A 15046-nucleotide genomic window follows, 5' to 3' on the forward strand; every position below is an offset into this window, starting at 1 on the left:
AGAAATTGGGTGATAGTATGGAGAAAGATATATTAATAGTAGTAGATGAACTATTGTCACAAATAAAAATTACATCAAATACTAACAATAAACCAGTAACGATTTCTGGAAATGTTCATGATCTAAGATGTATTGGTATTGGTACAGATGCTGCTGTTTTTCAATATGTTCATGAACCATCATATGCTTTTAAGCTATATGCTGATGAGAAAAGAGACAAAATTCAAACAGAAGCGAAAGTCTATAAAGAATTAAATGGCTCACCTTACTTTTCCAAATGTTTTGGAGCTTATGATAGATATTTAGTATTAAGTTTTGAATCAGGTATTACACTTTATGACTGTCTACTTCAAGGTATCCATATTCCTTCACGGGCAATTGCAGATGTTGAGAATGCACGAATTTATGCACAACAACAGAATCTAAATCCAAGAGATATTCATTTGAAAAACATCTTACTCCAGAACGGCAGAGCAAAAGTAATTGATGTATCAGAATACTTAAAACCGGGAAATGATCATCGATGGGAACATTTGAAAAAAGCCTATGATGAATATTATCACATAGTTGATGGTAAGGCGATCCCGATTTGGCTTTTGGAAACCATTCAAAGATGGTATAACCAAAGAAATAACCCTTCAATTGAAGAGTTTATAAAAGATGTTTTAAAGTTAAAAGTATTTTGGAAATAATTTAAAATTAAAAATAAAAAAGGAGAGAAAATAGCATGTTAAATAAAATATTAAAATCTTTATTAGACAAAAAATCTCATGGAAAACATAGCTCAAGTGATTTTAAACGAAGAAAATACTCAAAGCATCATCATCCATCCAAGTACGGGCATCAGTACTATAAAAGAAAAGGGAAATCTAGTAGTTTTTTTAGTTCATATAGCAGTTAATGTAAAATTCTTGAGGATTGTTCATAACGATCCTTTTTTTATGCTAATTATATGTATACGTAATAGTAAATTTAATTTTTCTGATTTTTATTTAAAAACGCCTGAACTTCTTCTATTGACAAACCAATTTCTAAAGCCATTTTCATTAGTTCAATCCACTCTAAATCTAAACCTTCATGTTTTATCGATTCCAATGAATTCATCATGATCATCCCCATTTATATAAGGTATAGAATTATTGATTCTGCAAACCATACAAAAAAAGATCTACAATTTCTCTTGCTAATTCATCAGGTTTTTTAAGTCCTTTAAAAAGACTTGTAACAGTAAGTCGTTCAATTACACCAACTAATCCATCCGCAACAATTCTCATATCAATATCTTTACGAAAATATCCGTCTTTCTGTTCTGACACCAAATTACTTGCTATTTGATCTGCAATTTGACTTTTTATGTCATCAGCTTCTGTTGAAAGAAAAAAGCCGATCTTGGTTAACTGATGGTCCTCATCTAAAAAGTGGAAGATAGCAGAAAGCCCAACGGCTATTCTCCCTGGAAGAGTATGAACATCTAAACCTGATTCAAGTCTGCTTTCTTTAGTTATGTCTGTCAGCTTAGTGCGAAAATGGCAGACTAGTTCCTGAAATATAGCTTCTTTGCTATGAAAATATAAATAAAAAGTAGGTTGAGTTACACCCGCTTTTTTTACGATCGTACTAATTTTTGTTTCATGAAAGCCATTTGTAGCAAATTCTTCGGTTGCAATAGAAAGTAATTTCGCTTTACTTTCTATTCCAATTGAACCTTGTTTTCGTCCTCTTTGTCCCATGATAAAAACTCCATATTGAAATTATATTACTCATGAGTATTATCTTATGAAATGAAGAAACTAGTCAAGAAATTTATACATCTGTTTGGAATTTATTTAGATTGGGTGAAGTGGCTGGATAAGAAGTTAAATAAGATATATATTTTAATGTTATCCTTATGGGAAACGTCCTTTTTCATATATTGTTAAGTAAATATCCCTCCTTAATTAGTGGGAAAAATGGTAAAATTAAGAATCTGAATCATAAAGTAATAGAAGAGTGGATTGGATGAATGAGGTGTAAGTGAAAATGAAACGAAAAGTAAAAATACTTGGTACAGGATCCTATGTACCTAAACGGGTCGTGAATAGTCAAGAAATTGATGTAATAATTGGAAAAGCAGAAGGCTGGTCTCAGAAAAAATCAGGTGTGAAACAGAGGTATTTTGTAGAGGACGAAACAGCATCTTACATGGGGGCAGAAGCAGCAAAGTCAGCCATCGAAGATGCAAATATATCATTGTTAGATCTAGATTGTATTATTAGTGCAAGCGGGACAAATGAACAGGCTATACCATGTAATGCTTCATTAATACAAAAACAATTAGGTTTAGAAGGCTCAGGAATACCTTGCTTTGACTTTAACTCAACATGTCTTAGCTTTGTAACAGCTCTGGACATGATGTCATATGCAATTGATCAAAAAAGATTTCAACATGTGCTAATCGTTTCTTCCGAGATATCCTCTGTTGGTTTAAATTGGAGTCAACATGAAAGCAGCATATTATTTGGAGATGGCGCTTGTGCATTTATTTTGTCTCACAGTAATGAAACATCCGGAATCATCGCTTCGAAAATGGAAACGTACAGTGAAGGGGCTAAACTTTCAGAGATAAGAGGCGGTGGAACAAAAATTCACCCAAAAAATTATAGTGATCAATCCGCTAATGATTTTTTATTTGATATGGATGGTCGGGCAATATTTAAATTATCCTATAAAAAGTTACCGGATTTTCTAGAAGGATTGTTTAATCAGACTGGATTGACAGTACAGGATATGCAAATGGTCATTCCTCATCAAGCAAGTAAATCTGCAATGAATATTATCCGAAAAAAGCTCGGTGTTAAAGAAGAGCGGTTTATGAGTATTATTGAGAATTATGGAAATGTCATAGCTGCATCTATTCCATTGGCCTTCCATGAGGCAATTAGAGCAGGAAAACTGAAACGAGGAGATCTAGTTTTATTATTAGGAACATCTGCAGGTTTATCTATCGGAGGTATTATTCTTGAATACTAGATTACAGGTATTAGTAACAGGGGCTCGGGCCCCTGTTACACTCCATGTTTGCAGATTATTAAACCAATCTGGTGCAGAGGTCTATGCCACTGATTGTACCTCAACACCACTTACAAAAGCGTCTAATAGTATAAAACAATTTATCCTCACTCCTTCTCCTAAATTCGAAACAAAGCTCTATATTAAAGCTTTAGTGGAACTTATTAAAAAGGAAAGAATTAACTATTTAATTCCTATTTGTGAAGAAATCTTTTATATCTCAAAGTATAAAGATGAACTTAATCAATACTGTGAAGTTCTTGTTGATGATTTTTCAAAATTACAATCCTTACATAATAAATACAAATTTATTAAAATGGTTGATTCTTTAGGGTTTCAAGTACCTAGAACAGCTATGTTATCGGAAAAAACGATGAATAAGAAGTGGTTTAAAAATAATCATTTAGTCATGAAAAAAATATTTTCCAGATTTTCAGATTCTGTTATATTTTTACCTTCTATAGATGACATACCATCAACAAGGTTTGATGAATCAAGCTGGATTCTTCAAGAAAGAATTAAAGGGGACCAGTATTGTTCTTACTCGATAGCAAAGAATGGGAAAGTTCTCGCACATTCAGTTTATAAAAGTAATTTCACAGCTGGTTTAGGTGCAACATTATCATTTAAACATACAGATAGACATGATATTTATCAATTTGTCTGTCACATAGTTGAACATTTAAATTTCACGGGACAAATTTCCTTTGATTTTATTGTAGATGAATGTAATAAGGCATATCCAATTGAATGTAATCCGAGAACTACAAGCGGACTTCACCTTTTTGATCAAGATGTGGTGAAAGCATTACTTCTGCAATCTAACAACTGCTTAACACCTTTAAAGAAGAAAAAGGAAGCGATTAAGTTAGTATTGTTTTTATATGGACTTCAACAGGTTAAAAATATCCGGAAATTCGGGGAATGGTTGAAAATTATCGCTACTTATAAAGACATCACTTTGCGGACAAATGATCCTTTACCATATTTCTATCAAATTATTAGTCTAATAAAACTGTGGAGAGATAGTAAAAAAAATGCTGTTACATTACTACAACAATCAACGTATGATATTAGCTGGGACGGTGATGATATATGAAAGTGCTTGTTACAGGTGCAACAGGATTTTTAGGATTGAAAGTAGCACAACGCCTTTCTTCAATGGGTTTTGACGTAACAGGGACAGGTCGAAATGAAAAAATGGGAGAAGAGTTATCCCAAAATGCTATACGCTTTGTACCATGTGCGTTGGAAAACAGGGATTCCATCTTGGCTCTTTGTCAGGGTCAAGATTATGTGATACATTGTGGAGCCCTTTCCTCACCTTGGGGAAAATACAAAGATTTTTATAAGGCGAATGTGATCGGGACGCAAAACGTCATTGAAGGGTGTTTGAAATCGAAAGTAAAGCGGTTAATACATATTTCAACACCAAGTATTTACTTTCATTATAATGAACGAAAAGACGTAAAAGAAGATCAAGAGTTACCGAACAAATTTGTAAATCACTATGCTAAAACGAAATATCTTGCAGAGCTTGAAATAGACAAAGCATTCCAACAAGGTCTCGCGACAATCATCATTCGTCCGCGAGCTTTATTTGGACCTGGTGATCAAGCTATTTTTCCCAGATTAATTAGAGTATGTGAGAAAGGGATGTTTCCAAAGATTGGAACAGGGGAAGTTGAAATTGATATGACATACATAGAAAATGTAGTCGATGCTATACTTCTTTGTTTAACATCTAGTGAATCTACACTAGGACATAAATACAATATAACAAATGGTGAACGAGTTAATTTATATAGCATGATAGAATCGGTGATGGAAAGATTAGAAAAATCCTTTACATACAAAGAAGTTTCATTTAAAAAAGCATTTCTTGTAGCAAACACATTAGAGCGCATCTCCACCATTTTATTGGGAGGAAAAGAGCCTTTATTAACGCGGTATACAGTTAGTGTTTTATCACAATCACAAACTCTTTCAATTGAAAAAGCAAAGAATGAATTAGGATATGAACCGGCTATTTCGATTGATCAAGGCACAAATGAATTTATTGAATGGTGGAAAACTTATGACAATTGAAATGGTCAAGCTCTTTGAATGTGGATACTGCACACATCCTGAAAAAGTTATTAACCCTAAAGGGTCATTAAAGAAAATAAAGTTTCCAGCTACAGCAGCATTATTAAAGCATCCAACTAAAGGGTATATATTATTTGATACAGGATATTCAGGGAAGTTTTTAGAAGCCACAAAATCGTTTCCTTATTCTATTTACGCAAAGTTGACTCCTGTTTTTTTCACGGAAGCACGGTCGATAAAAAATCAATTAAAGAGTGAAGGGATTCATTCATCAGAAATACGATACATTATCCTATCTCACTTTCATGGAGACCACACAGCAGGTTTGAAAGATTTTCCATCTGCAAAAATCCTAACCTTTAAAAAGGCGTATGATCATATTAAACAATTGAATAAAGTAAAAGCTTTAACAAAAGGTTGTCTAGTTGATTTACTACCTGATGACATGGATAAAAGAATTGACTTTATTGATGAGCATCCTGAGATATCATTAAGCAGTCAGTTTCAACCATTTCAGAAAGGTTTCGATGTGTTTGGGGATGGATCTCTCTTTGCGATCGATTTAACAGGACATGCAATCGGTCAACTGGGGATTTTTGTAACTTTGGAAAGTGGAAAAAAAATATTACTATGTGCTGATGCAGTTTGGACAAGTCAGGCATATGAAGAACTGCAATTTCCTCATAAAATCACTAAGCTGTTAATTGAAGATGGATCGGCTTATAAGAAAAATATAAAAAAGCTACATGATCTTTCAAAGAATTCACCTGAAATTGATATTTTGCCAACCCATTGTCAAAAGACATGGAACCTGGTGAAAGAGGGATATATATATGAATAAACTATTACTATTAAAACAATATCTCTTATCAAAATATTTAAGACGTTTTAAATCAAGTAAGACCATTCAAGTTTATCAAAATAAAAAAATAGAAAAGCACTTAGCATTTGTTTTAACACATTCTCCATTTTATCGTAACTATTATCAGGATCACCTGCTTGAATGGGAATCTTTACCTGTTATATCAAAGCGAGAAATGATGAAGCATTTTGATGAAATAAATACAGTGGGCATATCGAAGGAAGAAGCATTTCAATTGGCAGTAAAAGCTGAGAAAACAAGGGATTTTTCCCCGAAAATCAATACTGTCTCAATTGGATTATCCTCAGGAACTAGTGGAAATCGCGGTTTGTTTTTAGTGAGTGAAAAAGAATCAGCAATGTGGGCTGGAGAGGTCCTTGGAAAGCTGCTACCAGGAAGTCTAATGAAAGAACAAAAAATTGCTTTTTTCTTACGTGCTAACAATAATTTATACGAATCAACAAAAAGTAGAAAAATAAGTTTTCATTTTTTTGATTTAGTTGAAGATCTAAAAACTCATCAAAATAGGTTGCATGAATTGAAACCGACTATTATTATTGCACCACCATCTATGCTGCGTATGATTGCGGAGTGGAAAGGAAACAACATCATTGATATTACCCCCCAAAAAATCATTTCTGTTGCTGAAGTATTAGAAGACGTTGATAAAGCATTTATTGAAGAGATCTTTCAACAAACTTTACATCAGGTTTATCAAGCTACAGAAGGATTTTTAGCAACAACCTGTTCACATGGTGTTTTACATATGAATGAAGATATCATAGCGATTCAAAAGGAATATTTAGATGAAGAAAAAGGGATTTTTGTTCCGATTATAACTGATTTTACGAGAAGAACACAGCCATTAATTCGTTATCGCTTAAATGATGTGTTAATTGAGAGGCAAACTCCTTGTCCTTGTGGATCACATTTTTTAGCTTTGGAACGGATTGATGGCCGATGTGATGATATATTTTATGGAGTTCATGAACAAACTGGGGAACAACATATGCTATTTCCCGATTTTATCCGAAGAGCAGTCATGCTTTCTTCTGAAGATATACTTGAGTATAAAGTAACACAGAAAGATCTTTTTTTAATTGATATTAAGTTGAAAGTGAAAAATGAGAATTCAGTGGCAGAAGCAAAGGTTAAACAAGAATTAGAAAAGCTTTGGAAAGAAAAACTGCTTGTCTTGCCGCAAATTACTTTTACAAAATACGATATAATTACATCTGAACGTAAAAGGAAGCGGATTGAAAATGTCATAAAGAAAAAGGCAAAACATGAGACTATATGATGTGAAATCAATTGAGGAAATTGACTGGAAAACGAAAAAAGATGGTGAAATGATTAAGTATTACTTTGAACCTTTGATGAAAAATGGCAGTACATTTTATATGGAAAATGTCCAAACAGAACTCTTCCTTCTAGAAATAGATGATATATTGTTACCTTTGACTGTTAATAATAAAGAATTTAATAATGCCTATGTCACATCTCCTTTTACACATTATATTACTTATGCAAAAGAAGAGCTTTGGGAGCTGAAAAATCCTTTACTAGAAAAGGTATTCTCATCAATTATTGATATAATTGGTAAAATACTGAAGAAAAGCAATTTAAATAAAGTAGTGATCGTAAATAATTGGTTATTGTCAACAAATTTAATGGGTTCTATTTTAACGAAGGACCAACTTTTAAGGATCACAAATTATCTAGTGGCAACTTTTCCGCAACACACCATTCTGTTTCGTTCATTAACAGAAAATTTACATCGTCAGTTTCTTGATACAATGCATAATGTTGGATACCAAAATGTCATGTCTCGGGCCATTTACTTATTTAATCACACAACCAAATTAACAAAGAAGCATGAAAAGACACTTCAGCAGGACAAACGTTTATTTGAAAAATACCATTATTATGTTCGTAAACCTAAAATGGACGATATACCTAAAATAAAGGAATTGTACGATCAGTTATACATTAATAAATATTCCCGTCATAATCCACAATTTACAAAAGAGTTCTTTGAACAGGCCTTTCAGTTTGGTTTTTTACAATTTATGTTATTATGCCAGGGAGGTAAAGTAAAAGGAGTAATCGGATATTGGGTAAGGGAAGGTGTTCTTACAACACCCGTATTAGGATATAACACCAAAACAGATAAAAAAGAAGGTTTGTACCGAGTTTTATCATATATGATCACTGAGTGTGTCTTGCATAATAAATATATTGGACATCGAAGTGCAGGTGCAGGAGAGTTTAAACATAACCGAGGCTCAGTTCAGCAGATAGAATATTCTTATTTTTATCAAAAGCACTTACCTGTACATAAAAGACTGTCATGGACTTTTCTTAAGGTAATCATGTCCTTATTCGTTGAGTCTCTTGCGAAGAAGAAGGGATTTTAACTAATATTACCATCGAAAGAATGAGTGTTTTTTTGTTACGATCTTTAGGATAACTTTGTTTTTCTAAGGAGTGAAATATGTGAGGAAAAACATCATCATAATTCTAACGATCTTGATCATATTTACAGGAGGCTTTTTCTTAGGCATCCTATATCAAAATAATAGTGAAAAGAAAACGAAATTTTCTATAGAAGTAACAAAAGCACCAAAGTCAGAAAAGAAACCTACGTTAAAGGAAGCACCCCAATATCAAGAAGAAAAGAAAAAAGTATTAATTGGTTATGTGCAGGACTTTAGAGATCCGTCCTCAATTGACTATGGAGATCTTACACATGTGATTTTTTCCTTTGCACACCCTGCAAAGGATGGACGAGTCTTAATGAACGGAGAAACAGCTAAAACGAACTTAAAGACGATGGTAAAAAAAGCACATGAACAAAAAACAAAAGTTTTATTAGCTGTCGGTGGCTGGTACCACATTGAAGGTGGAGAGTCATATGATTATTTTCGAGCAGCAATTTCAAACAGCACATCACGAACAAAATTAGTAGATGAACTTATTTCTCTAACAAAGACAGAAAACCTTGATGGAATAGACGTTGATTTTGAACATCCGAGATCGAATGAGGATGCAGAAAACTTGAATATATTCATTCAAGCACTAGATGAAAAGTTGTCTAAGCTTGATAAAGAATTATCGATCGCCGTATATTCAAAGATTCATAGTGTAACGGGCACAGAAATCCAATCGGTAGTGTTTAAACCGGAGATGTTCAACTATGTTGATTATGTGAATATTATGGCATATGACGGACAATGGGACGGAGAATACAATGCCGCAAATTTATCTCCATATCCATTTGCTGAAGATATTGTAGCCTATTGGTCAACATTATTTGATAAACACAAATTATCAAAAGAAAAGTTGATCTTAGGTGTTCCTTTTTATGCACAACCGGAAGATGTCTCAATTAACCAAATGTCATATGGAGCCATTGTGGAAGCAAATCCGGAAAACGCTCAACATGATACTGTAAAGATGCATGGCACAACTTACCACTATAACGGAATACAAACAATTAATAAGAAAACAGATCTAGCTCTTGATAATGGGTTTGGCGGGATGATGATATGGGAATTAGGTCATGATGCTAAAGGGAATTATAGTTTAACTAGTACCATTTCAAAAGAATTGGCTAAAGAGAATGAAAAAATGTCTGTTTTTGCAAAAGTGCATGAGGAATCAAAATAATCTACATGGTGGACTAAAATAAAAAAGCAAAAAAAGATAATGGGTGCTTACTCATTATCTTTTTTTGCTAATTCCTCTCTCATTCTTTCATCTTCCTCGATAACACATATTCGAGTAATTTGTTCATTGAGATAATGATTGAGATAATCCATCTCTTCCTCACAGTGTTCTTTTTTCATTGATAAACCTCCTTGTCATGCTATTCTTATCGTTTGTATGAAAAGGAGGTGCTATACCCAAAAAATAATAGCCTTAATTATGGCCGGGACTTAATATATAAGTTAACATATATGCTCTATATCAGAATGTGTATAAAGAATCGTTTTAAGCTCATTTTCAGAAGCTTCATAAAATTGTCTTCCATCAGGCATTTTAAATACATTATGGTCGATTAAGGCTGTAATCATTTCAGATTTGGATTTTTCTTTTGCAATTTCACACATTTAAATCACCTCATATTTGAAAGCGTTTACAAATATATAATATATAAATTTTGTCCTCATGTCAACTCTCTTTAGTCTATTTTTTCTTTACTTTAAAGCCCGATTCAATGTACATTTTTTATAGTGTAATTGAGAAAAATGAAGGTAAAGGAGGGAAATCCTAATTGAAACGGAAGTTTTGGGTTTTTACTGTTATTATATGTAGTTGTTTAATGATTTTTCTGTTACTATTTTCAGATGATTCGGTTGCTATGATGAAAAAAAGAGACAAAGATTCAATTCATATTTATCTTATTGGAGATTCGACAGTTTCCACTTATAAACCAAAGGTAGCACCTAGAATGGGCTGGGGACAAAAATTAAACAATTTTTTTCATGAACGGGTTGTTGTTCACAATGCTTCCATCCCAGGAAGAAGCTCAAAAAGCTTTTATGAAGAGGGTAGATTTCAAAAGGTAAAAAGAGAGATAAGGCAAGGCGATTATTTATTCATACAATTTGGCCATAATGATGCAAAAAAGGCAGATGCCAAGCGATACACAGATCCATTTACAACTTATAAAACGTATTTAAAAAAATACATTGTCGAAGCAAGGGAAAAAGGAGCAATTCCTATACTCGTTACTCCAGTTGAAAGAAGAAATTTTTCAAAGCAGGGGAACATTATAGATTCACATGGAAATTATCCTAGTGCCATGAAGCAATTAGCTGTTGAAGAAAATGTGGAACTAATAGATTTAACAACTAAAAGCAAGGAGCTATTTAACAAAACTGGACCGGAAAAAACGAAAAAACTATTTTTGTGGTTGGAACCATTTGAATATAAACATTTTCCAGAAGGAAAAAAAGATAATACACATTTACAAGAACAAGGAGCATATACGATCGCTTCACTGGTTGTTGAAGGATTGGTAGAAATCAATTCACCTCTTAAAGAATATGTAAAACAAGATTAAAGTCATTCAGAGTCTGTCATAAAAGACAGGCTCTTTGTGTTCGTCGATAAAAATGTTCTAGTCATACAGAGGAATTTTTATCTTTTGCTTGAAATACATATATAAGGTTTGTGTAAACGTTTACTTTATAGATGGAGGTTGAGAGAATATGTATGTTACAATCGGTGAGCTATTTGAACAAACGGTAAGTAAATATAAGAATAAAGAAGCTATAGTAGACAAGACAAGAGGAGTACGAAGTACATTTGAAGAATGGAATATTGAAGTCAATCAACTTGCACATGCCATGTTAGCTTCCGGTGTCAGAAAGGGGGACAGGGTGTCTACATTGTTATTTAACTGTTTTGAATTGGGAACAGCGTACTTTGCTGCAGCAAAAATAGGAGCGATTATTAATCCGATTAACTTTCGTTTAAAGCCTGATGAAATTTCGTATATATTAATGGATGCTGCCCCAAAAATCGTGATCTATGAGAAAGAATTAGAAGAACAAATCACGAAAATACACGATCGATTTCCAACGATACTGTTTTGGAGCATCGATGAGACAACTTCACCTTATTCTTCTTCTTATCAAGACATCATCAAGTATTCTCCTACAACAAATCCAAATTTTGAAATTAGTGAAAATGATACGTATGCTATTATGTACACTAGTGGTACAACCGGACGACCAAAGGGGGTTATGCACCGCCACCGGGATATGATTGAACAAAGTTTAATTTGCATCAATGCGCTGCAAATTAATTCAAAGGATATCGGATTAGTAACAGCGCCGATGTTCCATTGCGCAGAGCTGCATTGCAGCTTTTTACCGCGGGTACATTCAGGTGCTAAAAATGTCATCCTGCACCATTTCGATGCTGAACAGGCATTACAAACAATCGAGAATGAAAAAATCACGATGCTTTTTGCTGCTCCTACAATGTGGAATATGCTTCTTCAAGAAGAATTGGAGAAATATGAATTGTCTTCACTTCAAGTAGGTTTGTATGGCGCAGCTCCAATGGCTCCGGTATTGGTCAAGGCTTGTAAAGAAAAATTAGGAATCGAACTTGTTCAAGCATACGGGATGACAGAAATGGGACCTGCTATTGCATTTTTAGAAACTGATGAGCAATTAGCTAAAGCAGGATCTGCTGGAAGAGCTTGTTTTAATCATGAGATTAGGGTAGTCAAACCAAATGAGGAAGGACCATCAGATCCAGATGACATTCTTCCTCCTGGAGAAATTGGAGAAATCATTGTAAAGGGTCCTTGTATGATGATCGGGTATTATAATAGAGAAGAAGCTACTGAGGAAGCGATGTACAAAGGATGGTATCACTCAGGTGATTTAGGTTTTTTCGACGAGGACGGCTATTTGTATGTGGCAGATCGAGTAGACGACATGGTTATTAGTGGTGGGGAAAACGTATATCCAAGGGAAGTGGAAGATGCCTTATATGAGCATAAAGGAATTCTAGATGTGGCCGTTTTAGGTGAACCTGATGAGTTTTGGGGAGAAAGAGTAATTGCTGTTGTTGTAAAAAAAGATCAGCAGATTACAGGGGAGCTGCTTGATCAATTCTTAAAGCATTCAGATAAGCTTGCGCCATTTAAAAGACCGAGAAGATATATTTTTGTTAACGAGCTCCCTCGAAATGCGAGCGGAAAAATTCAAAAGTATTTATTAAGAGAAACAATGTCTCAAGATAAGTTTCAGTTTTAGTTATATAAGAGTAATGTTAGGCAGTTCTGAAAAGGTCTGCCTCTTTTCCATTTACATAAGATTTTATGAAATCAGGTTGTTAATATGGTATAGTTATTTAGCTGTTGTTTGGAAAAACTAACAATTAGTATGAATAGAAAGAAGATGTGATAAACCTTGGCTGATTTCTTACAATTAGGAATACGAAAAGAAATTAATTATACATTAAAATCATTAGGACTTACACAACCGACACCAATTCAGGAACAAACGATTCCGAAGATTATAGAAGGTAAAGATGTTATCGCACAAGCTCAAACTGGGACAGGAAAGACCCTTGCTTTTGTCCTTCCAATTATTGAAAAAATTAATACGAAAAATGACGAAGTACAAGCCCTTATTTTAACTCCAACAAGGGAATTAGCTCAGCAAATTTCTAAAGAAATAAAACGGATGATTGAAAATGTGGAAGGACTCAACGTTTTGGCTGTTTATGGTGGTCAGGATGTTGAACATCAGCTGAAGAAATTAAAAGGAGCTCAACATATCGTTGTAGCAACACCAGGTCGGTTATTAGACCATATTCGCCGTGCAACGATTGATTTATCAACTGTCCAAATGCTTGTATTAGATGAAGCGGATCAAATGTTACATATGGGATTTCTTCCTGAAGTCGAGGACATTATTTATGAAACACTCTCAACAAGACAAACGATGTTATTCTCTGCAACAATGCCAAGCGAAATCAAATCTCTTGCAAAAAAATATATGATAGAACCTTTAAACATACAAGTACAGGCAAAGAGAATAACAGTTGATGAAATAAAGCAAATAGCAGTTGAAACTACTGACCGGAGAAAACAAGCTACATTGCTGCATTTATTACAAGAGCATCGTCCCTTTTTAGCGATTATCTTTTGTCGGACAAAAATTCGTGCCAAAAAACTGCAAGAGGCATTACTTGCTAATGGCTATGAATCAGATGAACTTCATGGTGATTTAACACAAGCAAAACGAGAAAAAGCGATGAAGAGATTTCGTGAAGCCAAAATTCAATTTTTAGTTGCAACAGATGTAGCAGCAAGAGGACTTGATGTAGAAGGTGTTACACACGTTTATAATTTTGATATTCCTCATGACGTTGAGAGCTATGTCCACAGAATCGGCCGGACTGGTCGTGCAGGCGGAACAGGTGTTGCCTATACATTAGTTGCTCCGAAGGATATGGACTTTTTACGTATGATTGAAAAAGGAATTCATCTACACTTGGAAAAACAAGTGATAAAAGGAATTAGTGTTCCCGATCGGGAGGATTATGAACAAGAGAGAAAAGAGCAGGTGAAAAAGGCAAAGCGGCCAAATGAGCGTGGAGGTAGAGTGAAAAGAGAAAACAGATCTGACAATGGTAAAAGAAAAGAGGAAAATCAACAAAATCATCAAAGACCAGTGTCAAGAAATCGCCGATCAAAAAGGAGATAATAAGTAACGGGTACCAAATGATACCCGTTACTTTTAGTTATTTATTTAAATCCTTCTTTGTGATCTCACTTCTAATTGAAAGATCCTTCGAAAATTCAGCATCTTGTTTTTTGTTATTTGGATATTTGTTTTTTCGTTCACGATTATCATTACGGTTTGTCATTTTATGTCCTCCTCTTATACTTTTCAATACCTATTATGCTCGTTGGCTAGGCTATTTATCATTTCGAAATGAATTTTCTTTTGCATACCTATGTTTTATTTGAGAATAATATCAGGGGAATGTTTTACATAAGGAGAAGAATAAATGGATCAAAAATTATTTTCCATCATCAATGGATTTGCAGGAAGAAATCTTTTCTTAGATCGACTCATGGTATTTGCATCAAATGAATTACGCTACTTGTTTATTTTTGTTCTCGTCTTACAATTCGGTACGAAACACTCAAATAAAAAGATTGCAATTGAATCTATCATTTCAGTAATGGTGACATTAGGTCTCAAAAAGCTCATTAATTATATTAAGTACCGTCCCAGACCTTATCTTACTCGCAATGCGAATGTCTTGTTATCATCTTTGCAAGACTCTTCTTATTTAAGCAAACATACACTCTTGGCATTTGCAGTATCAACAACAGCCTATTTGTATAACAAAGCTTTGGGCAAATTTTTATTTATTTCCTCTTTCTTCATCGGTTTATCTCGTGTATGGGCAGGAGTACATTATCCATACGATATTATAAGAAGTTCAATACTTGGAAGTATAGCTAGCCTGTTTGTAAATAAATTAAATATAATGATACGCAGATAA

Annotated in this window: 17 protein-coding genes; 12 read left to right on the forward strand and 5 right to left on the reverse strand. The window is 33.8% G+C overall.

What is annotated here, in order from left to right; all coding sequences use genetic code 11:
* Nucleotides 1-17: 17 nt before the first annotated feature.
* A complete protein-coding gene (locus tag LC095_RS03045) occupies nt 18-692 on the forward strand; it encodes a serine/threonine protein kinase (protein WP_226526760.1) in 675 nt (224 codons plus the stop codon).
* 280 nt (nt 693-972) lie between these two features.
* On the opposite strand, the gene LC095_RS03050 is transcribed toward LC095_RS03045, so the two are convergent.
* Both LC095_RS03050 and LC095_RS03055 read right to left on the reverse strand, forming a co-directional pair.
* A complete protein-coding gene (locus tag LC095_RS03050; RefSeq protein WP_226526761.1) occupies nt 973-1104 on the reverse strand; it encodes an anti-repressor SinI family protein in 132 nt (43 codons plus the stop codon).
* A 32-nt stretch (nt 1105-1136) separates the two neighbouring features.
* Nucleotides 1137-1730: a TetR/AcrR family transcriptional regulator gene (locus LC095_RS03055; protein ID WP_226526762.1), complete on the reverse strand. Its 594-nt coding sequence runs from the start codon at nt 1728-1730 to the stop codon at nt 1137-1139.
* A gap of 289 nt (nt 1731-2019) precedes the next feature.
* Here LC095_RS03055 and LC095_RS03060 point away from each other — a divergent pair, with 289 nt between their 5' ends.
* The 7 genes from LC095_RS03060 to LC095_RS03090 all read left to right on the forward strand — a co-directional run bounded on the left by LC095_RS03060 (nt 2020) and on the right by LC095_RS03090 (nt 9667).
* Nucleotides 2020-3009, forward strand: coding sequence for a beta-ketoacyl-ACP synthase III (locus LC095_RS03060; RefSeq protein ID WP_226526763.1), 990 nt, complete (start codon nt 2020-2022; stop codon nt 3007-3009).
* Nucleotides 2999-4147, forward strand: a complete 1149-nt coding sequence (locus LC095_RS03065) for an ATP-grasp domain-containing protein (RefSeq protein ID WP_226526764.1) — start codon at nt 2999-3001, stop codon at nt 4145-4147. The genes LC095_RS03060 and LC095_RS03065 overlap by 11 nt, the downstream gene beginning before the upstream one ends.
* On the forward strand, nt 4144-5136 hold the full coding sequence (locus LC095_RS03070; RefSeq protein WP_226526765.1) for an NAD-dependent epimerase/dehydratase family protein: 993 nt from the start codon (nt 4144-4146) through the stop codon (nt 5134-5136). The genes LC095_RS03065 and LC095_RS03070 overlap by 4 nt, the downstream gene beginning before the upstream one ends.
* On the forward strand, nt 5126-5977 hold the full coding sequence (locus LC095_RS03075; RefSeq protein WP_226526766.1) for an MBL fold metallo-hydrolase: 852 nt from the start codon (nt 5126-5128) through the stop codon (nt 5975-5977). Before LC095_RS03070 ends, LC095_RS03075 begins: the two co-directional genes overlap by 11 nt.
* Nucleotides 5970-7298, forward strand: coding sequence for a F390 synthetase-related protein (locus tag LC095_RS03080; protein WP_226526767.1), 1329 nt, complete (start codon nt 5970-5972; stop codon nt 7296-7298). Before LC095_RS03075 ends, LC095_RS03080 begins: the two co-directional genes overlap by 8 nt.
* Nucleotides 7285-8415, forward strand: a complete 1131-nt coding sequence (locus LC095_RS03085) for a hypothetical protein (protein WP_226526768.1) — start codon at nt 7285-7287, stop codon at nt 8413-8415. Before LC095_RS03080 ends, LC095_RS03085 begins: the two co-directional genes overlap by 14 nt.
* Before the next feature lie 79 nt (nt 8416-8494).
* Nucleotides 8495-9667: a glycosyl hydrolase family 18 protein gene (locus LC095_RS03090; protein WP_226526769.1), complete on the forward strand. Its 1173-nt coding sequence runs from the start codon at nt 8495-8497 to the stop codon at nt 9665-9667.
* Between the two features lie 47 nt (nt 9668-9714).
* On the opposite strand, the gene LC095_RS26720 is transcribed toward LC095_RS03090, so the two are convergent.
* The gene (locus LC095_RS26720) at nt 9715-9846 is read right to left on the reverse strand and encodes a hypothetical protein (RefSeq protein WP_264144006.1); all 132 of its coding nucleotides are present in this window, start codon (nt 9844-9846) and stop codon (nt 9715-9717) included.
* A 102-nt stretch (nt 9847-9948) separates the two neighbouring features.
* Nucleotides 9949-10110, reverse strand: coding sequence for a Fur-regulated basic protein FbpA (locus LC095_RS03095; RefSeq protein ID WP_226526770.1), 162 nt, complete (start codon nt 10108-10110; stop codon nt 9949-9951).
* Nucleotides 10111-10274: 164 nt separating this feature from the next.
* Here LC095_RS03095 and LC095_RS03100 point away from each other — a divergent pair, with 164 nt between their 5' ends.
* From LC095_RS03100 to LC095_RS03110, 3 genes are all read left to right on the forward strand, one after another.
* Nucleotides 10275-11066 carry a rhamnogalacturonan acetylesterase gene (locus LC095_RS03100; RefSeq protein WP_226526771.1) on the forward strand — a complete coding sequence of 264 codons (792 nt, stop codon included), beginning with the start codon at nt 10275-10277 and terminating at the stop codon, nt 11064-11066.
* A gap of 148 nt (nt 11067-11214) precedes the next feature.
* The gene (locus LC095_RS03105) at nt 11215-12777 is read left to right on the forward strand and encodes a fatty acid--CoA ligase (RefSeq protein ID WP_226526772.1); all 1563 of its coding nucleotides are present in this window, start codon (nt 11215-11217) and stop codon (nt 12775-12777) included.
* Between the two features lie 156 nt (nt 12778-12933).
* A complete protein-coding gene (locus tag LC095_RS03110) occupies nt 12934-14235 on the forward strand; it encodes a DEAD/DEAH box helicase (protein ID WP_226526773.1) in 1302 nt (433 codons plus the stop codon).
* 37 nt (nt 14236-14272) lie between these two features.
* On the opposite strand, the gene LC095_RS26725 is transcribed toward LC095_RS03110, so the two are convergent.
* Nucleotides 14273-14398, reverse strand: coding sequence for a hypothetical protein (locus tag LC095_RS26725; RefSeq protein WP_264144011.1), 126 nt, complete (start codon nt 14396-14398; stop codon nt 14273-14275).
* Nucleotides 14399-14542: 144 nt separating this feature from the next.
* On the opposite strand from LC095_RS26725, the gene LC095_RS03115 reads away from it, so the two are divergent.
* Nucleotides 14543-15046: a phosphatase PAP2 family protein gene (locus LC095_RS03115; RefSeq protein WP_226526774.1), complete on the forward strand. Its 504-nt coding sequence runs from the start codon at nt 14543-14545 to the stop codon at nt 15044-15046.

It is taken from the genome of Metabacillus niabensis, from assembly GCF_020524345.1.
In the GTDB taxonomy this organism is placed as follows: Bacteria; Bacillota; Bacilli; order Bacillales; family Bacillaceae; genus Metabacillus; species Metabacillus niabensis_B.